Origin of the sequence: Enterobacter cloacae complex sp. P42RS (assembly GCF_014930595.1) — a bacterium.
Lineage (GTDB): Bacteria > Pseudomonadota > Gammaproteobacteria > Enterobacterales > Enterobacteriaceae > Enterobacter > Enterobacter bugandensis.
Window position 1 is genome coordinate 440,191 of the sequence record NZ_JADBRK010000005.1, and the last position, 17,319, is coordinate 457,509.

A 17,319-nucleotide genomic window follows, 5' to 3' on the forward strand; every position below is an offset into this window, starting at 1 on the left:
GGTATTTCATGCATCTATGTCGTTCGGTCAACACTTTTCTTTTACCCGTTCTGCTCGTGCTGACGGGGGCCTTTTTCCATACAGCCAGAGCAGACTGCACCTTTAACGGCAGTTCTGATGTGGATGCCGTGGTGACGTTTCAACTTCCTCCGGTGATCGTTGTTGCGCCCGACACGCCCGTCGGCACCGTCATTTATGACGCCAGCGTTGAGAGTAAAGCGGTGACGGTGGACTGTAGCGGTGATGCGCAAGTACGGCGAGGGTATCTGTACCTCACGGATACCGATGCACGAGAAGATGTCATGCCCGGGGTTTATCAGACTAATGTGCCGGGTATTGGCATCCGCGCGGCTGCGTCGAGCGAACGCTTTCCCGGTTACAATGAAGAGGATATTGTCCGGCCTATCCACTATCTGGGTTCGATACATGGTTATTCGCAGAGCACATCGACGTTTCGCGCCGCTGCACAGCTGGTCGTGACGGGCGATATCCAGGAGGGGGATTTGGATACGTCGCGATTAACGTCAATGGATATCCTGGGCAACGCGGCGATCGGTGAAATGCGCTTTTCTCCTGCCAGCGTCCACATTACGACCAATACCTGTAATCTGGTCGACCGGAACATCTATGTGCCGCTAAGAACGGTCAATACGCAGGATTTTACCGGCCAATATTCCGACGTACTCACTGACGGTAGCTTTAAGATTGAAATCACCGACTGCGCGGCAGGGACGAAGGTTGATTATCAGTTCACCAGCGCGGGCTCGACGGGCGTAACGAACGGCAATATTTTGGGCATCGCCAGCGGAGACTCTGCCGCCGAGGGCGTTGGCATTCAGATCCTCGACCAGAATAATACCGTGCTGCAGTTTGATCGGAACTACACGGCGATAACCAGCACGCAGGACAAGGTTCCTGTCGAAATTCCCCTCAAGGCGCGCTACGTCAAAACGGGAGAGGTTAAAGCGGGCAAAGTCGACTCCGTCGCCACGTTCGAGGTGTTTTACCGTTAATTCTCTCTGCCCGTTTCGGCGGGCTTAAGCGATCATTTCGCTAACCTCATTAACCCTCTCTTTTCATCTGGTTAATTCTTAAACCCTTAAATCTTGTAGGGGCGCTTACTGCTTGCTATGCAACCAGCGTTTCGCATATTATTCTGCGGTCATAATAATAATTCTCGTTTACGTTATCATTCACTTTTCCATCAGAGATAAACATGGCGCTTTCCAATACTGCTCAGCCAATTAACACGTCGCTGCGTAAAGTCGCGGTTGTCGTAGCCACAGCGGTTGCCGGCATGTCTGCATTTGCTCACGCTGCCGAAACCCCTAAAAAAGAAGAAACCATTACCGTTACAGCCGCACCTGCTGCACAGGAAAGTGCCTGGGGACCTGCTGCGACTATCGCCGCTCGCCAATCTGCGACCGGTACCAAAACAGACACCCCAATTCAAAAGGTTCCACAGTCTATTTCTGTGGTAACTGCCGAAGAGATGGCGCTGCATCAGCCACGTTCGGTGAAAGAAGCCCTGAGCTACACGCCGGGCGTTGCGGTGGGTACCCGAGGTGCTTCGAATACCTATGACTACCTCGTGATCCGCGGTTTCGCGGCCGACGGCCAGAGCCAGAATAACTACCTCGACGGCATGAAGCTGCAGGGCAACTTCTACAACGACGCGGTGATTGACCCGTATATGCTGGAGCGCGCTGAAATCATGCGCGGTCCGGTTTCCGTTCTGTACGGTAAAAGCAGCCCGGGCGGCCTGCTGAACATGGTAAGTAAGCGCCCAACAACCGAGCCGTTGAAAGAGATCCAGTTTAAAGTGGGTACGGACAGCCTGTTCCAGACCGGCTTTGACTTTAGCGATGCGATCGACGATGACGGCGTCTATTCATACCGCCTGACGGGTGTTGCGCGCTCGAACAATTCCCAGCAGGAAGGTAAAGGCGAACAGCGTTACGCTATCGCGCCATCGTTCTCCTGGCGTCCGGATGATAAAACTACCTTCACGTTCCTCTCCTACTTCCAGAACGAGCCTGAAACGGGCTACTACGGCTGGCTGCCAAAAGAGGGGACGGTTGACCCGCTGCCAAACGGCGATCGTCTGCCGACGAACTTCAATGAAGGCGCGAAGAACAACACCTATTCCCGAAACCAGAAAATGGTGGGATACAGCTTCGACCACGAATTCAACGACACTTTCACCGTGCGTCAGAATCTGCGCTTTGCCGAGAACAAAACCTCGCAAAACAGCGTTTACGGCTACGGCATGTGTTCCGATCCGCTCTATTCGAGTAATCCGGCATCCAGTCCTTGCGCGAGCATTCCTCAGTCACAATGGGGGCATACGCTGACTCGCCAGTATGTGATCGATGACGAGAAGCTGCAAAACTTCACCGTTGATACGCAGCTTCAGAGCAAGTTCGCGACGGGGGCTCTCGACCATACTCTGCTGACAGGCGTTGATTTCATGCGCATGCGTAATGATATTAACTCCTGGTTCGGCTACGCCGGCTCCGTTGCGCCATCCGATATTTACGATCTCGATCGTGGCGATTTCGATTTCGGTTCACACCCTGGACCGTCTGGTGCTTACCAGGTGCTGAACAAGCAGAAGCAGACCGGCGTTTACGCTCAGGATCAGATCGAATGGGATAAAGTGCTGGTGACACTGGGCGGCCGTTACGACTGGGCCGATCAGGAGTCCTACAACCGCGTATTAAATACCACCGCCAAGCGTGATGATACTCAGTTCACCTGGCGTGGCGGCGTTAACTACCTGTTCGACAACGGGGTAACTCCTTATTTCAGCTACAGCGAATCCTTTGAACCGGCTTCCCTGACCGACGCTCAAGGTAAACCATTCTCACCGTCTAAAGGCAAACAGTACGAAGCGGGCGTGAAATACGTGCCTAACGATCGTCCGATCGTGATCACCGGTGCAGTGTATCAGCTGACCAAAACCAACAACCTGATGGCTGACCCGGCGGGCTCACCCTTCTCCGTTGAGGGTGGCGAAATCCGCGCCCGTGGCGTAGAGCTGGAAGCGAAAGCGGCGCTCTCTGCAAGCGTGAACGTTGTCGGTTCTTATACCTATACCGATGCGGAATACACCACCGACACCAACTACAAAGGCAACACGCCGGCGCAGGTGCCAAAACATATGGCATCCCTGTGGGGTGATTACACAATGTTTGACGGCCCACTGTCTGGCCTGACGCTGGGTACCGGTGTGCGTTATACCGGCTCCAGCAAAGGTGACCCGGCGAATAGCTTCACTGTTGGAAGCTATACACTGGTTGATGCACTGGTCAGATACGATCTGGCGCGTGTAGGCATGGCCGGATCAAACGTCGCGCTTCACGTGAACAACCTGTTCGATCGTGAGTACGTTGCCAGCTGCTTCAACACCTACGGTTGCTTCTGGGGTGCTGAACGCCAGGTTGTCGCCACCGCGACCTTCCGCTTCTAACCTCTTTATGGGCACGGTTCGCCGTGCCCTTTTTATTTAAGTTGGCTGACATGCAGGATAATAAAACGCAATCCGACACCACCTTTACGCTCAATAATCTCTCCTTTCGCGTACCCGGGCGCACCCTGCTGCATCCGCTCTCTCTGACGTTTCCTGCCGGTAAAGTGACGGGCCTGATTGGCCACAACGGTTCCGGTAAATCCACGCTGCTCAAGATGCTGGGACGCCACCAGCCACCTTCTGAAGGGGATATTCTGCTGGACGATCGGCCGCTGGAGGGCTGGAGCAGTAAAGCCTTTGCCCGCAAGGTGGCCTACTTGCCGCAGCAGCTGCCGCAGGCGGAAGGGATGACGGTGCGTGAGCTGGTAGCGATTGGCCGCTATCCGTGGCACGGGGCGCTTGGCCGCTTCGGCGTCGCCGACCGGGAGAAAGTAGAAGAGGCGATTGCGCTGGTAGGGCTAAAACCGCTGGCGCATCGCCTGGTGGATAGTCTGTCCGGCGGTGAACGTCAGCGGGCGTGGATTGCGATGCTGGTGGCGCAGGACAGCCGCTGCCTGCTGCTGGATGAACCGACCTCTGCGCTGGATATCGCCCATCAGGTCGACGTGCTGGCGCTGGTGCATCGCTTAAGCCAGCAGCGCGGCCTGACGGTGATCGCTGTCCTGCACGATATCAACATGGCGGCACGCTACTGTGACTACCTCGTCGCGCTGCGCGGCGGTGAAATGATCGCTCAGGGCACGCCGTCTGAGCTGATGCGCAGCGAAACGCTGGAACAGATTTATGGTATTCCGATGGGTATTCTGCCTCACCCGGCCGGGGCTGCTCCCGTGAGCTTTGTCTACTGATGCTGGATTCAATATACATTAGCCGCCGTCGCCTGCTGACGGCCATGGCGCTCTCGCCGCTGCTGTTGAAGATGGCCCCGGCCCGCGCCGCCGCTATCGATCCGCACCGCATCGTGGCGCTGGAGTGGTTACCCGTCGAGCTGATGATGGCCCTGGGTATCACGCCCTACGGCGTGGCCGACATTCCCAACTACACCCTGTGGGTGAATGAGCCAAAACTGCCGGACTCGGTCATCGACATCGGTCTGCGCACGGAGCCAAACCTTGAGCTTCTCACGCAGATGAAACCGTCTTATTTATTCTGGTCTGCGGGGTATGGCCCGTCGGAAGAGATCATGGCGAAGATTGCGCCGGGACGAGGCTTTTCCTTTAGCGACGGTAAAAAGCCGCTGACCATGGCAAAAAATTCCATCCACGAGATGGCCCAGTTCCTCAACCGGGAAGCGGAAGCAAAACAGCATCTCGATGAGTTTGACGCGCTGATTGAGTCTCTTAAGCCGCGCTTTGCCCGCCGTGGCGATCGGCCTTTGCTGATGGTGACGCTGCTGGATGCCCGCCATATGCTGGTCTTTGGAAAGAACTGCCTGTTCCAGGAAGTGCTCGACAACTTCGGCATTCGCAACGCCTGGGAAGGCGAGATGACGTTCTGGGGAAGCACCGCCGTGGGCATCGACCGCCTGGCGGCGTTTCGCGACGTCGACGTGCTGTGCTTTGACCACGGCAACGAGCGTGAAATGCAAACCCTGATGGCGACCCCGCTCTGGCAGGCGATGCCGTTCGTGCGCGAGCAGCGCTTCCTGCGCGCCCCTGCGGTATGGTTTTACGGCGCGACGCTGTCGGCAATGCACTTTGCCCGCGTGCTGGACAACGTGATGGGGGGCAAAGCATGAGTACGCGTATTGCCCGTTTCCCGGCGCTGCTGCTGGGGCTGATTTTTCTGGCGGCGCTGGCGCTAACCGGGTTCAACCTCTCCACGGCACTGCCGCGCGAGCAGTGGGCGGCCGCGTTTGCCACCCCGGATATCGACAATATTCAGCAGATGTTGTTCCACTACAGCCTGCTGCCGCGTCTTAGCATCTCCCTGCTGGTCGGGGCGGGGCTGGGGCTGGTGGGCGTGCTGTTCCAGCAGGTGCTGCGTAACCCGCTGGCGGAGCCAACCACGCTGGGCGTGGCGACGGGGGCACAGCTGGGGATCACCATCACCACCCTCTGGACGCTGCCGGGAGCATTAACCTCGCAGTTTGCCGCGCTGGCAGGCGCCTGCGTCGTGGGCGCGCTGGTCTTTGGCGTGGCCTGGGGAAAACGTCTCTCGCCGGTCACGCTGATCCTCGCCGGGCTGGTCGTCAGCCTCTACTGCGGCGCGATCAACCAGCTTCTGGTGCTGTTTCACCACGACCAGCTGCAAAGCATGTTTATGTGGAGCACCGGCACGCTCACCCAGACCGACTGGAGTATCGTCCAGCGCCTGTGGCCACAATTGTTTGGCGGCGTGGTGCTCACGCTGCTGCTGCTGCGCCCGCTCACTCTGATGGGGCTGGATGATGGCGTGGCGCGCAACCTGGGGCTGGCGCTGTCGCTGGCTCGTCTGGCGGCGCTCACGCTGGCGATTGTGCTGAGCGCTCTGCTGGTTAACGCGGTTGGCATCATCGGGTTTATCGGCCTCTTTGCGCCGCTGCTGGCGAAAATGCTCGGGGCGCGTCGCCTTCTGGCACGTCTGCTGCTGGCGCCGCTGATCGGGGCGCTGATCCTCTGGCTTTCCGATCAGATCATTATCTGGCTGGCGCGCGTCTGGATGGAAGTGTCTACCGGGTCGGCAACGGCGCTTATTGGGGCGCCGCTGCTGCTGTGGCTGCTCCCCCGTCTGCGCAGCATCAGCGCCCCAGCGATGGACGCGGGCGATAAGGTCTACGCTGAACGTCAGTCGGTGCTGTGGTTCAGCCTTGCCGGTCTGGCGGTGTTGCTTATCGCCTCGTTTGCCGCCCTCGCGTTTGGGCGCGATGCCGCAGGCTGGCACTGGGCAACGGGTGACTTACTCAACGAACTGCTGCAGTGGCGCTGGCCGCGTATTCTCTCCGCGCTGATTGCCGGGGTGATGCTGGCGGTGGCGGGCTGTATTATTCAGCGTCTGACCGGTAACCCGATGGCAAGCCCTGAAGTGCTGGGGATCAGCTCCGGCGCAGCCTTTGGCGTGGTGCTGATGCTCTTCCTGGTGCCGGGCAATGCGTTTGGCTGGCTGATGCCTGCCGGGAGTATCGGTGCGGCGGCCACGTTGATGATTATTCTGGTTGCCTCTGGCCGCGGCGGATTTTCTCCGCACCGCATGCTGCTGGCCGGTATGGCGCTCAGCACCGCCTTTACTATGTTGCTGATGATGCTGCAGGCGAGCGGCGATCCGCGCATGGCGAAGATCCTGACCTGGATTTCCGGCTCAACGTACAACGCCACCGCCAGCCAGGTTGCCTGGTCAGGAAGCGTTATGATCGTGCTGCTGGCGATGGTACCGCTGTGCCGTCGCTGGATGACCATTCTGCCGCTGGGGGGCGAAACCGCGCGTGCGGTTGGCTTAGCGCTGACGCCAACGCGCGTCGCGCTTCTTCTGCTGGCGGCGTGTCTGACGGCAACCGCCACCATGACCATCGGTCCACTAAGCTTTGTAGGGTTGATGGCGCCGCATATCGCCAGAATGATGGGTTTCCGACGGACGATGCCACATATTGTGATGTCGGCCCTGACGGGCGGGGTCATTCTGGTGTTTGCCGACTGGTGTGGAAGGATGGTGCTGTTCCCGTATCAGATCCCGGCGGGCCTGCTGTCGACCTTTATCGGTGCGCCTTACTTTATCTATCTGTTGAGAAAGCAGAGTCGGTAATAAAAGCAAACGGCAATCTTTAGATTGCCGTTTTAGTGTTTGCTCCCTCTCCCTGTGGGAGAGGGTTGGGGTGAGGGCATCAAGCCGCACATCTTACAGCTTCGCAAATACCTTACGCGCCGCGTCGATGGTGTTATTGATATCTTCTTCGCTGTGCGCCACGGACATAAAGCCCGCTTCGAACGCGGACGGTGCCAGGTACACGCCTTCTTCCAGCATCAGGTGGAAGAAGCGCTTGAAGCGTTCAACGTCGCACTTCACCACGTCCTGATAGCGGGTCACGGTTTTCGCATCGGTGAAGAAAATCCCGAACATGCCGCCCACGTGGTTAACAACCAGCGGAATTCCCGCTTCTTCTGCGGCTTCCAGCAGACCGTTTGCCAGCTGCGTGGTACGGTCCGTCAGGGTTTCATGAATACCCGGCTGCGCCACTTCGGTCAGACAGGCGAAGCCTGCAGCCATGGCAATTGGGTTACCGGATAGCGTGCCCGCCTGGTAAACCGGTCCGGTTGGCGCCAGGGCTTCCATCACGTCCTTACGACCGCCGAAAGCACCGACCGGCATGCCGCCGCCGATGATTTTGCCGAGGCAGGTCAGGTCCGGCTCAACCTCATAATAAGACTGGGCGCCCGCCAGTGCCACGCGGAAGCCGGTCATCACTTCATCGATGATCAGCAGCGCGCCGAACTCATCGCACAGCGCGCGCAGGCCCGGCAGGAAGTCAGGCTGCGGAGGGATGCAGTTCATGTTGCCCGCAACCGGTTCAACGATAATGCAGGCGATCTCCTGCGGATACTGCTCGAACGCCGCGCGAACGGTGTTTAGATCGTTGTAGGTGCAGGTCAGGGTGTGCTTCGCGAAATCAGCAGGTACGCCAGGCGAGTTTGGCTGGCCGAGGGTCAGCGCGCCGGAGCCCGCTTTCACCAGCAGGCAGTCCGCATGGCCGTGGTAGCAGCCTTCGAATTTGATGATTTTGTCGCGACCGGTAAAGCCGCGCGCCAGACGGATGGCACTCATGGTGGCTTCGGTACCGGAGTTCACCATACGCACCATGTCCATGGTCGGCACCAGTTCGGTAACCAGCTCCGCCATTTTCACTTCCATCTCGGTCGGCGCACCGAAGCTCAGGCCGCGCTGCGCGGCTTCGATGACCGCGTTACGAATGGCAGGATGGTTATGTCCGAGAACCATCGGCCCCCAGGAACCGACGTAATCGATATAGGCTTTGCCATCGACATCATACAGATACGCGCCGTCAGCACGTTCAATAAACAGCGGCGTGCCGCCCACGCCGGTAAAGGCGCGTACTGGCGAGTTCACGCCACCGGGGATTAGCTCGCGGGCTGCACTGTAGAGGTTTTCAGACTTGCTCATGGCGTCGTTCCTGGTTCGTATAAAATGATTAAGCACACTATTCTAAGTGATCCGCAGAAGGTTATGAAATTTTTAGCCTGTTAATGCTTTAAGATTTGTTAAGTATTTTTCAGGCGTCGCAGGGAAGGTCTCTGGTAAAATCTTCGCGGCTTTTTGTATGACGAATAAGAACAGGACATGAAATCAGATTCCCCGTCTTTCGAAGAACAACAGTTTACGCGCGCCCAGCACCGAATCAGCATTCGGCGGCTGCTCAATCGCGATAAAACGCCGCTGGCGATCCTGCTGGCCGCTGCCGTGGTGGGTACCCTTGCAGGGCTGGTTGGCGTGGCGTTTGAAAAAGCGGTTAATGCCGTACTCAACTGGCGAGTCGGTACCGTAGCCGGTTTTGCCGATCGCGAATGGCTGGTCTGGGTAGCGGCATTCGGCCTGTCTGCGCTGTTTGCCATGGTGGGGTATTTTCTGGTGCGTAAATTCGCCCCGGAGGCGGGCGGGTCTGGCATCCCGGAAATTGAAGGCGCGCTGGAAGAGCTGCGCCCGGTGCGCTGGTGGCGGGTGATCCCGGTTAAGTTTATTGGCGGCATGGGGACGCTGGGCGCAGGGATGGTGCTCGGCCGGGAAGGGCCAACGGTGCAACTGGGGGGGAACGTCGGCCGCATGGTGGGCGATCTGTTCCGCATGCGCAGCGCCGAGGCGCGCCATACGCTGCTGGCCACCGGTGCAGCGGCGGGGCTTTCTGCGGCGTTTAACGCGCCGCTGGCCGGTATTTTGTTCATCATCGAAGAGATGCGCGCGCAGTTCCGCTACAACCTGATCTCCATTAAAGCGGTGTTTACCGGCGTCATTATGTCGAGCATCGTCTTTCGCATCTTTAATGGCGAAGGGGCGGTGATTGAAGTCGGTAAACTGACCAACGCACCGGTTAACACCCTGTGGCTATACCTGATCCTCGGCATGATTTTTGGTGTGGTGGGCCCGCTGTTTAACACCTTTATCTTACGCGCTCAGGATATGTTCCAGCGCGTTCACGGCGGCAATACCACGAAATGGGTGCTGATGGGCGGCCTGCTGGGCGGCATTTGTGGCGTGCTCGGCTTTATTGAACCGAATGCCGCGGGCGGCGGTTTCGGGCTGATTCCCATTGCCGCAGCCGGGAATTTCAGCGTGGGTTTGCTGCTGTTTATGTTTTTCTCCAGGGTCATTACGACGGTACTGTGCTTCTCCTCCGGCGCGCCCGGCGGGATTTTTGCCCCGATGCTGGCGCTGGGAACGCTGCTCGGCACCGCGTTTGGTATGGCGGCTGAGGCAGGTTTCCCCGCTTACCACCTGGACGCCGGCACCTTTGCAGTGGCCGGAATGGGGGCGCTGCTGGCCGCCTCCCTGCGCGCGCCGTTAACCGGCATCGTGCTGGTGCTGGAGATGACGGATAATTACCAGCTCATTTTGCCAATGATCATTACCTGTCTCGGCGCGACACTATTAGCCCAATTCCTGGGTGGAAAACCGCTATACTCCACCATCCTCGCGCGTACCCTGGCAAAACAAGAGGCGGAGCGGGCCGCCACGCAGAATACTTGAATGAATTACCAGGGTATTAGATAATGACGAAAAGAATTGGGTGAATTTTACCCAATAGCAGTATTCATGGGAGCATAAGATGAGTGATGACGTAGCTGTGCCGCTGGAGTTTACCGAAGCAGCAGCCAACAAAGTGAAAACCCTGATTGCCGACGAAGACAATCCGGATCTGAAACTGCGTGTCTATATTACTGGTGGTGGCTGCAGCGGCTTCCAGTACGGTTTTACCTTTGACGATCAGGTGAACGACGGCGATATGACCATCGAGAAGCAGGGCGTCGCGCTGGTAGTTGACCCGATGAGCCTGCAGTATCTGGTGGGCGGTTCGGTGGATTACACCGAAGGTCTGGAAGGTTCGCGTTTTGTGGTGACCAACCCGAACGCAACAAGCACCTGCGGGTGTGGTTCTTCGTTCAGCATTTAAGCCTGAATGCGGATTGTAGGCCCGGTAAGCGAAGCGCCACCGGGCTTATAAACGACGCCTATCTTGACGTTTCATCCAGCGCAAACGTCGGCAGCTTCAGGTGCCAGCGTATCGCCGCTAAACGTATCACCAGCGTAACGACCATCCCCAGCATCGCGGCGTTTTCCAGCGGAAGTGCAAACGTGTAGTATGCGGTCGCGTGGACAATGCCGCCCGCAATACAGGCCGTTGCGTAAATTTCAGTACGCAGGATCATCGGCACCTCACGCGCCAGAATGTCGCGAATGATGCCGCCGCCCACGCCGGTTAACACGCCCATGCAGATCGCCACCATCGGGCCGGTGCCCGCATTAAACGCCTTATTGACGCCAATACCGACAAACACGGCCAGACCGACGGCATCCAGTACCGGCAATATCCATTTGGGTAATCGGCGGGGCTGGCGAACCAGCACAATGGTCAACAGACAGGTCACCATCGCCACGACCAGGTCTGTAGGATCTTTCACCCAAAACACCGGGCCATTTGCCAGCGCCATATCGCGGATTGTCCCGCCGCCAACGGCAGTCACCACGCCAAGCACAAGCACGCCAAACGGATCCATGCGTAGTTTTCCGGCGAGCAGGACGCCGGAGATAGCAAAAACGGCTGTACCAAGAATATCCAGCCAATAAACGAGCATCGTTAAATCCTCGAACGTATGTTAATGACCCTCTGCCAGGGCGGCACAGAGCTGTTTTGCGGCGAGGATAATACGCGGGCTGGCGCGTTCAAACCAGTCACCGTTGAGTGGGATCACCGGAATTTTTAGCTGGCTCTGCCAGAATTGTTTAATTTTAGGAATCTCGCTCGCATTTCCGACCACGACGATGGCCTGTGGCTGGCGCGCCAGAACCTGCTCACGGCTGACCTGAGGCCACGGTACCCGGCTGGCAGCAAAGATATTTTCACCGCCGCACACTTCCAGCACCTGGTTCTGAATCGAGCCTTTTCCGGTGGTAAACAGCGGCTGGCTGCCGAACTGCAGGAAGATGCGCTTTTTAACAGGCGTATCGTATTGGGCTTTCAGCGCGGCATAGTCGCTGAGCATCTGGTTCGCCGCTCTCTCGGCTTTTTGAGGCGCAGGGCTATAAGGGGCCAGGGCGCGCAGAGCCTGAGCGACCTGCTCAATACTTACCGCGTCAACCCACATGACCTTGATGCCAAGCGAGGTGAGCTGGTTAACCTGCCGCTCGGCGTTACCGCCGCGCCAGGCCAGCACGAGATCCGGCTTAAGCGCCACAATGCGCTCAAGGTTCATCCCTTGCCAGGTTGCCACTTGCTCAATGCCGGCCGCCTGTGGGGGGTAATCTGAAAAGCTGCTGACGCCAACGGGGGTGATCCCGGCGGCAAACGCCAGTTCGGTGTTAGCGGGAGAGAGGGTAATCACACGCGGCGCGGCGAACAGCCACGCCGGTGCAAGCAGCAGCAGGGCGGCCAGCGCCCTGATAGACCGTTTAGCCACGCGCCAGGTTCTGCACCAGGCGTTCCACCATCACGGTGGACTGTTTTGCCGCAACGGCCAGGAACTCGTCGAAGCTGATGTGAGACTGCTGGTCTGCCACGTCAGAGATGGCGCGAACCACCACGAACGGTACGCTGAAATTGTGGCAAACGTGCGCAATCGCGGTCGCTTCCATCTCTACGGCAACCGCCTGCGGGAAGTTATGACGGATTTTCGCCAGACCGACGGAGCCATTGATGAACGCATCACCGCTGACAATCAGGCCGCGTACCGCGTTGAGATTGAGCTCAGCAATGCAGGCTTCAGCCGCCGCAATCAGTTTATCGTCAGCTTTAAACCCTGCCGGGCAGCCCGGAAGCTGGCCATACTCGTAGCCGAACGCGGTGACGTCAGCATCGTGGTAACGCGCTTCGTCGGAGACAACGATATCGCCCACTTTCAGCGTCGGTGCCAGACCGCCTGCTGAGCCCGTGTTAATGATGACGTCCGGCTTGCAGCGCTCAAGCAGCAGGGTCGCACCCAGCGCAGCAGCCACTTTACCGATGCCTGATTTCAGCAGAGCCACCTCAACACCGTTCAACTGCCCGGTGTAGATCTCACAACCCCCGAGAGAGAGGGTCTGACGGTTCTCAATTTTGTCACGCAGGAGCGTAACTTCTTCTTCCATTGCACCAATAATGCCGATTTTCATAGATTTACTCGCGATGTGCCTTGTTAAGAGGCATAGTCTATCATGCGGTTAAGGGGAAACGCATTCTCACGCGGGGGAGCACATGTCACCAATCGATTTTCGTACCAAAATTAACTGGCACCGACGTTTCCGTTCGCCGCAGGGCGAAAAGAGCGAACATGAGATCCTGCGTATCTTCGAAAGCGATCGCGGCAGGATTATTAACTCGCCCGCCATCCGGCGTCTGCAGCAAAAGACCCAGGTATTCCCGCTGGAGCGTAACGCCGCGGTGCGCACGCGCTTAACCCACTCCATGGAAGTGCAGCAGGTCGGGCGTTATATTGCCAAAGAGATTTTAAGCCGCCTCAAAGAGCAGCGTTTACTGGAAACCTATGGCCTGGATGAGCTGACGGGGCCTTTCGAGAGCATCGTTGAGATGGCCTGCCTGATGCACGACATCGGCAACCCGCCTTTTGGCCATTTTGGCGAGGCGGCTATTAATGACTGGTTTAAACAACGGCTTTATCCGTCGGATGCGGCAAGCCAGCCACTCAGCGATGACCGCTGCATCGTGCGCGATTTACGCCTGCGTGAAGGCGAAGAAGGGCTGAACGATCTGCGCCGCAAAGTGCGCCAGGATCTCTGTCACTTTGAGGGCAACGCGCAGGGGATCCGGCTGGTGCACTCCCTGATGCGCATGAACCTGACCTGGGCGCAGGTTGGCTGCATTTTGAAATATACGCGTCCCGCGTGGTGGATGGGGGAGACGCCCGCATCCCATAGCTATTTAATGAAAAAACCGGGCTATTACCTTTCCGAAGAGGCCTATATAGAACGGCTGCGTAAAGAACTTTCCCTGACGCCAAACGGCCGATTCCCATTGACGTGGATTATGGAAGCCGCCGACGATATTTCCTATTGCGTGGCTGACCTGGAAGATGCCGTTGAGAAAAGAATATTCAGCGTCGAGGAGCTTTATCAGCATCTTTATGCGGCATGGGGAACCCATGAAAAAGGATCGCTGTTTGCGCAGGTTGTCGAAAATGCCTGGGAAAAATCGCGCTCAAATACGTTGAGCCGCAGTACGGAAGATCAGTTCTTTATGTATTTGCGGGTCAATACATTAAATAAAATGGTGCCGTATGCCGCCTCGCGCTTTATTGATAATTTGCCGCAAATCTTTAGCGGGGAATTCAATCATGCGCTGCTTGAAGATGACAGCAGTTTCAGCCAACTGCTTGAGCTTTATAAACATGTGGCGATGCGGCATGTGTTCAGCCATCCTGATGTCGAGCAGCTGGAACTGCAGGGATACCGTGTAATCAGTGGATTACTGGAAATTTATTCCCCGTTGCTTCAACTCTCCGTCGAGGAGTTTAGCGAGCTGGTGGAAAAAGAACGCGTGCGGCGAATTCCTATCGAATCCCGGCTTTATCAGAAACTTTCTACCCGCCATCGGCTGGCGTATGTCGAAGCGATGGGTAAGCTGGATCGCCACGCTCTGGAATGGCCGGTGATGGAATATTATTATCGCTGCCGTCTAATCCAGGACTATATCAGCGGCATGACCGATTTGTATGCCTGGGATGAATACCGCAAGCTCATGGCCGTGGAATAATTCCGGAGTTTTGTAAAGAAGGCCAATAAATTTTTACCTTTTCCATAAACTTATGGCCGGAACTAAGCGGTATAAAATGAATCTGAGTTACACAGCAATTTTGCGTTACCTGTAAATCGAGATTGAGAAACATGAAAAAAACCACATTAGCAATGAGTGCACTGGCTCTGAGTTTAGGTTTAGCGCTGTCTCCTCTGACTGCTACTGCAGCCGAGACCGCGTCGTCGGCAGCAACCGCGCAGCAGATGCCAAGCCTGGCACCGATGCTCGAAAAAGTGATGCCATCGGTGGTGAGTATTAACGTTGAGGGCAGCACGACCGTCAATACGCCGCGCATGCCGCGTAACTTCCAGCAGTTCTTCGGTGACAATTCACCGTTCTGCCAGGACGGTTCGCCATTCCAGAGTTCTCCGTTCTGTCAGGGCGGTGGCGCAGGGGATGACGGCCAGGGCGGCGGCCAGCAACAGAAATTCATGGCGCTTGGTTCCGGTGTGATTATTGATGCCGCAAAAGGCTACGTGGTCACCAACAACCACGTTGTGGATAACGCCAGCACCATTAAAGTTCAGCTGAGCGATGGTCGTAAATTCGATGCTAAAGTGGTGGGTAAAGATCCGCGCTCCGACATCGCGCTGATCCAGATTCAGGATCCGAAGAACCTGACGGCGATTAAAATTGCCGACTCCGATGCGCTGCGCGTGGGCGATTACACCGTCGCTATCGGTAACCCGTTCGGTCTGGGTGAAACCGTGACCTCCGGTATTGTCTCTGCGCTGGGCCGTAGCGGCCTGAATGCGGAAAACTATGAAAACTTCATCCAGACGGATGCGGCCATTAACCGTGGTAACTCCGGCGGTGCGCTGGTGAACCTGAACGGCGAGCTGATCGGTATCAACACCGCTATTCTGGCACCGGACGGCGGCAACATCGGGATCGGCTTTGCTATCCCGAGCAACATGGTGAAAAACCTGACTGCTCAGATGGTGCAGTACGGCCAGGTGAAACGCGGTGAGCTGGGTATCCTCGGTACCGAACTGAACTCTGAACTGGCGAAGGCGATGAAGGTTGACGCCCAGCGCGGGGCATTCGTCAGCCAGGTGATGCCGAACTCCTCTGCGGCGAAGGCGGGCATTAAAGCGGGTGATGTGATCACCTCTCTGAACGGTAAACCGATCAGCAGCTTTGCCGCCCTGCGTGCGGAAGTGGGCTCGATGCCAATTGGCAGCAAAGTGACCCTTGGCCTGCTGCGTGACGGCAAACCGGTTAACGTAAGCCTGGAGCTGCAGCAGAGCAGCCAGAATCAGGTGGACTCCAGCACCATCTTCAGCGGAATTGAAGGCGCAGAGATGAGTAACAAGGGCCAGGACAAAGGCGTAGTGGTGAACAACGTGAAAGCAAATTCACCTGCTGCCCGTATCGGCCTGAAAAAAGGCGATGTGATCATGGGGGCTAACCAGCAACCGGTGAAAAACATCGCTGAACTGCGCAAAATTCTCGACAGCAAACCGTCCGTGCTGGCGCTGAATATCCAGCGCGGTGACACCTCAATTTACCTGCTGATGCAGTAATTCTCTTAAGCCCCTGTACGCAGGGGCTTTCTTGTTTCTGTGACGCCTACCGCAACTCCATACTTCCCCCTCTCACTTTGTGCATTCGCACAATGCAGTCGCTGCTGAACTTCCCTATGCTTGAGCTCTGCTCACAGGAGGGTTACATGGCTGGCTGGCATCTAGATACCAAAATGGCGCAGGATATCGTGGCGCGCACCATGCGCATCATTGATACCAATATCAACGTAATGGATGCCCGCGGGCGCATTATTGGCAGCGGCGATCGCGAGCGTATTGGGGAATTGCACGAAGGAGCCCTGCTGGTGCTCTCTCAGGGCCGCGTGGTTGATATCGATGATGCGGTAGCAAAACACCTGCACGGCGTGCGTCAGGGGATCAACCTGCCGCTGCGTCTGGAAGGGGAAATTGTTGGCGTCATTGGCCTGACGGGCGAACCGGAATCTCTGCGTAAATACGGCGAGCTGGTCTGCATGACGGCGGAAATGATGCTGGAGCAGTCGCGTCTGATGCATCTGCTTGCTCAGGACAGCCGCTTACGTGAAGAGCTGGTGATGAACCTGATTCAGGCGGAAGAACATACGCCTGCACTCAGCGAATGGGCGCAGCGTCTGGGGATCGATCTGAACCAGCCGCGCGTGGTGGCGGTGATTGAGGTCGATAGCGGACAGCTTGGCGTAGACAGCGCGATGGCCGAGCTGCAGCAACTGCAAAATGCGCTGGCGACGCCGGAGCGCGACAACCTGGTGGCGATCGTCTCGCTGACGGAAATGGTGGTGCTCAAACCGGCGCTCAATGCGTTTGGCCGCTGGGATGCTGAGGACCATCGTCGTCGCGTGGAACTGCTGATTTCCCGTATGCAGGAGAACGGCCAGTTGCGTTTTCGCGTTGCCCTGGGCAATTACTTTACCGGGCCGGGCAGCATCGCCCGGTCCTGGCGTACCGCGCGCACCACCATGATGGTGGGCAAGCAGCGGATGCCGGAGAGCCGCAGTTACTTCTATCAGGATCTGATGCTGCCGGTGCTGCTCGACAGCCTGCGCGGCGGCTGGCAGGCCAATGAGCTGGCGCGGCCATTAGCGCGCCTGAAGGCGATGGACAACAATGGGTTGCTGCGCCGGACACTGCAGGCGTGGTTTCGCCATAACGTGCAACCGCTGGCGACCTCAAAAGCGCTGTTTATTCACCGCAATACGCTTGAGTACCGGCTAAACCGGATCTCGGAGCTGACGGGGCTGGATTTGGGGAACTTTGATGACAGGCTGCTGCTCTATGTCGCGTTGCAGCTGGACGAACAGAGATGACTGAGTGCGGTCTGGTGCCCTTGTATGTTTAAAGTCACTTCAGTTACCCGTCAACAGACGGGTAAACTGTCACTGAGTTTGACCTGATGC

14 protein-coding genes are annotated in these 17,319 nt (G+C 57.2%); 10 read left to right on the forward strand and 4 right to left on the reverse strand.

Annotated features, from left to right (window positions below):
- Nucleotides 1-8 precede the first annotated feature (8 nt).
- The 5 genes from IM314_RS09930 to fhuB all read left to right on the forward strand — a co-directional run bounded on the left by IM314_RS09930 (nt 9) and on the right by fhuB (nt 7,189).
- Complete coding sequence (locus tag IM314_RS09930) at nt 9-1,013, forward strand: fimbrial protein (RefSeq protein ID WP_188245744.1); 1,005 nt, start codon at nt 9-11, stop codon at nt 1,011-1,013.
- Between the two features lie 203 nt (nt 1,014-1,216).
- A complete protein-coding gene (gene fhuA, locus IM314_RS09935; protein WP_193358510.1) occupies nt 1,217-3,472 on the forward strand; it encodes a ferrichrome porin FhuA in 2,256 nt (751 codons plus the stop codon).
- A gap of 50 nt (nt 3,473-3,522) precedes the next feature.
- Nucleotides 3,523-4,320, forward strand: coding sequence for a Fe3+-hydroxamate ABC transporter ATP-binding protein FhuC (gene fhuC / locus IM314_RS09940; RefSeq protein ID WP_059354876.1), 798 nt, complete (start codon nt 3,523-3,525; stop codon nt 4,318-4,320).
- On the forward strand, nt 4,320-5,210 hold the full coding sequence (fhuD, locus tag IM314_RS09945; RefSeq protein WP_193358509.1) for a Fe(3+)-hydroxamate ABC transporter substrate-binding protein FhuD: 891 nt from the start codon (nt 4,320-4,322) through the stop codon (nt 5,208-5,210). The genes fhuC and fhuD overlap by 1 nt, the downstream gene beginning before the upstream one ends.
- Nucleotides 5,207-7,189, forward strand: coding sequence for a Fe(3+)-hydroxamate ABC transporter permease FhuB (gene fhuB / locus IM314_RS09950; protein ID WP_193358508.1), 1,983 nt, complete (start codon nt 5,207-5,209; stop codon nt 7,187-7,189). The genes fhuD and fhuB overlap by 4 nt, the downstream gene beginning before the upstream one ends.
- Before the next feature lie 93 nt (nt 7,190-7,282).
- On the opposite strand, the gene hemL is transcribed toward fhuB, so the two are convergent.
- Entirely contained in the window at nt 7,283-8,563 is a 1,281-nt protein-coding gene (gene hemL / locus IM314_RS09955; RefSeq protein WP_041911201.1) for a glutamate-1-semialdehyde 2,1-aminomutase, read from the reverse strand.
- A gap of 177 nt (nt 8,564-8,740) precedes the next feature.
- Here hemL and clcA point away from each other — a divergent pair, with 177 nt between their 5' ends.
- Nucleotides 8,741-10,141 (forward strand): H(+)/Cl(-) exchange transporter ClcA, encoded by a 1,401-nt coding sequence (gene clcA, locus IM314_RS09960; RefSeq protein ID WP_041911200.1) that lies wholly within the window; start codon nt 8,741-8,743, stop codon nt 10,139-10,141.
- A 79-nt stretch (nt 10,142-10,220) separates the two neighbouring features.
- The gene (gene erpA / locus IM314_RS09965; RefSeq protein WP_008501923.1) at nt 10,221-10,565 is read left to right on the forward strand and encodes an iron-sulfur cluster insertion protein ErpA; all 345 of its coding nucleotides are present in this window, start codon (nt 10,221-10,223) and stop codon (nt 10,563-10,565) included.
- 58 nt (nt 10,566-10,623) lie between these two features.
- On the opposite strand, the gene IM314_RS09970 is transcribed toward erpA, so the two are convergent.
- From IM314_RS09970 to mtnN, 3 genes are read right to left on the reverse strand one after another with little or no spacing between them, the layout of a single operon-like run.
- Entirely contained in the window at nt 10,624-11,247 is a 624-nt protein-coding gene (locus IM314_RS09970; RefSeq protein ID WP_028015568.1) for a TRIC cation channel family protein, read from the reverse strand.
- Nucleotides 11,248-11,268: 21 nt separating this feature from the next.
- A complete protein-coding gene (btuF, locus tag IM314_RS09975; RefSeq protein WP_041911199.1) occupies nt 11,269-12,069 on the reverse strand; it encodes a vitamin B12 ABC transporter substrate-binding protein BtuF in 801 nt (266 codons plus the stop codon).
- Nucleotides 12,062-12,760 carry a 5'-methylthioadenosine/S-adenosylhomocysteine nucleosidase gene (mtnN, locus tag IM314_RS09980; protein WP_028015570.1) on the reverse strand — a complete coding sequence of 233 codons (699 nt, stop codon included), beginning with the start codon at nt 12,758-12,760 and terminating at the stop codon, nt 12,062-12,064. The genes btuF and mtnN overlap by 8 nt, the downstream gene beginning before the upstream one ends.
- Before the next feature lie 82 nt (nt 12,761-12,842).
- Between mtnN and dgt the strand changes: the two genes are divergently transcribed.
- The 3 genes from dgt to cdaR all read left to right on the forward strand — a co-directional run bounded on the left by dgt (nt 12,843) and on the right by cdaR (nt 17,229).
- Nucleotides 12,843-14,357, forward strand: coding sequence for a dGTPase (gene dgt, locus IM314_RS09985; protein ID WP_163332628.1), 1,515 nt, complete (start codon nt 12,843-12,845; stop codon nt 14,355-14,357).
- 131 nt (nt 14,358-14,488) lie between these two features.
- The gene (gene degP, locus IM314_RS09990) at nt 14,489-15,925 is read left to right on the forward strand and encodes a serine endoprotease DegP (RefSeq protein WP_047363510.1); all 1,437 of its coding nucleotides are present in this window, start codon (nt 14,489-14,491) and stop codon (nt 15,923-15,925) included.
- A 146-nt stretch (nt 15,926-16,071) separates the two neighbouring features.
- The gene (gene cdaR / locus IM314_RS09995; protein WP_032644978.1) at nt 16,072-17,229 is read left to right on the forward strand and encodes a DNA-binding transcriptional regulator CdaR; all 1,158 of its coding nucleotides are present in this window, start codon (nt 16,072-16,074) and stop codon (nt 17,227-17,229) included.
- The last annotated feature ends 90 nt before the right edge of the window (nt 17,230-17,319 follow it).

What these genes read in the sequence shown, in the direction of transcription:
- clcA (WP_041911200.1), top strand. Translation starts at nt 8,741, where the DNA reads ATGAAATCAGATTCCCCGTCTTTCGAAGAACAACAGTTTACGCGCGCC.
- IM314_RS09970 (WP_028015568.1), bottom strand. Translation starts at nt 11,247, where the DNA reads ATGCTCGTTTATTGGCTGGATATTCTTGGTACAGCCGTTTTTGCTATC.
- degP (WP_047363510.1), top strand. Translation starts at nt 14,489, where the DNA reads ATGAAAAAAACCACATTAGCAATGAGTGCACTGGCTCTGAGTTTAGGT.
- IM314_RS09930 (WP_188245744.1), top strand. Translation starts at nt 9, where the DNA reads ATGCATCTATGTCGTTCGGTCAACACTTTTCTTTTACCCGTTCTGCTC.
- dgt (WP_163332628.1), top strand. Translation starts at nt 12,843, where the DNA reads ATGTCACCAATCGATTTTCGTACCAAAATTAACTGGCACCGACGTTTC.
- cdaR (WP_032644978.1), top strand. Translation starts at nt 16,072, where the DNA reads ATGGCTGGCTGGCATCTAGATACCAAAATGGCGCAGGATATCGTGGCG.
- fhuD (WP_193358509.1), top strand. Translation starts at nt 4,320, where the DNA reads ATGCTGGATTCAATATACATTAGCCGCCGTCGCCTGCTGACGGCCATG.
- erpA (WP_008501923.1), top strand. Translation starts at nt 10,221, where the DNA reads ATGAGTGATGACGTAGCTGTGCCGCTGGAGTTTACCGAAGCAGCAGCC.
- mtnN (WP_028015570.1), bottom strand. Translation starts at nt 12,760, where the DNA reads ATGAAAATCGGCATTATTGGTGCAATGGAAGAAGAAGTTACGCTCCTG.
- hemL (WP_041911201.1), bottom strand. Translation starts at nt 8,563, where the DNA reads ATGAGCAAGTCTGAAAACCTCTACAGTGCAGCCCGCGAGCTAATCCCC.
- fhuC (WP_059354876.1), top strand. Translation starts at nt 3,523, where the DNA reads ATGCAGGATAATAAAACGCAATCCGACACCACCTTTACGCTCAATAAT.
- fhuA (WP_193358510.1), top strand. Translation starts at nt 1,217, where the DNA reads ATGGCGCTTTCCAATACTGCTCAGCCAATTAACACGTCGCTGCGTAAA.
- fhuB (WP_193358508.1), top strand. Translation starts at nt 5,207, where the DNA reads ATGAGTACGCGTATTGCCCGTTTCCCGGCGCTGCTGCTGGGGCTGATT.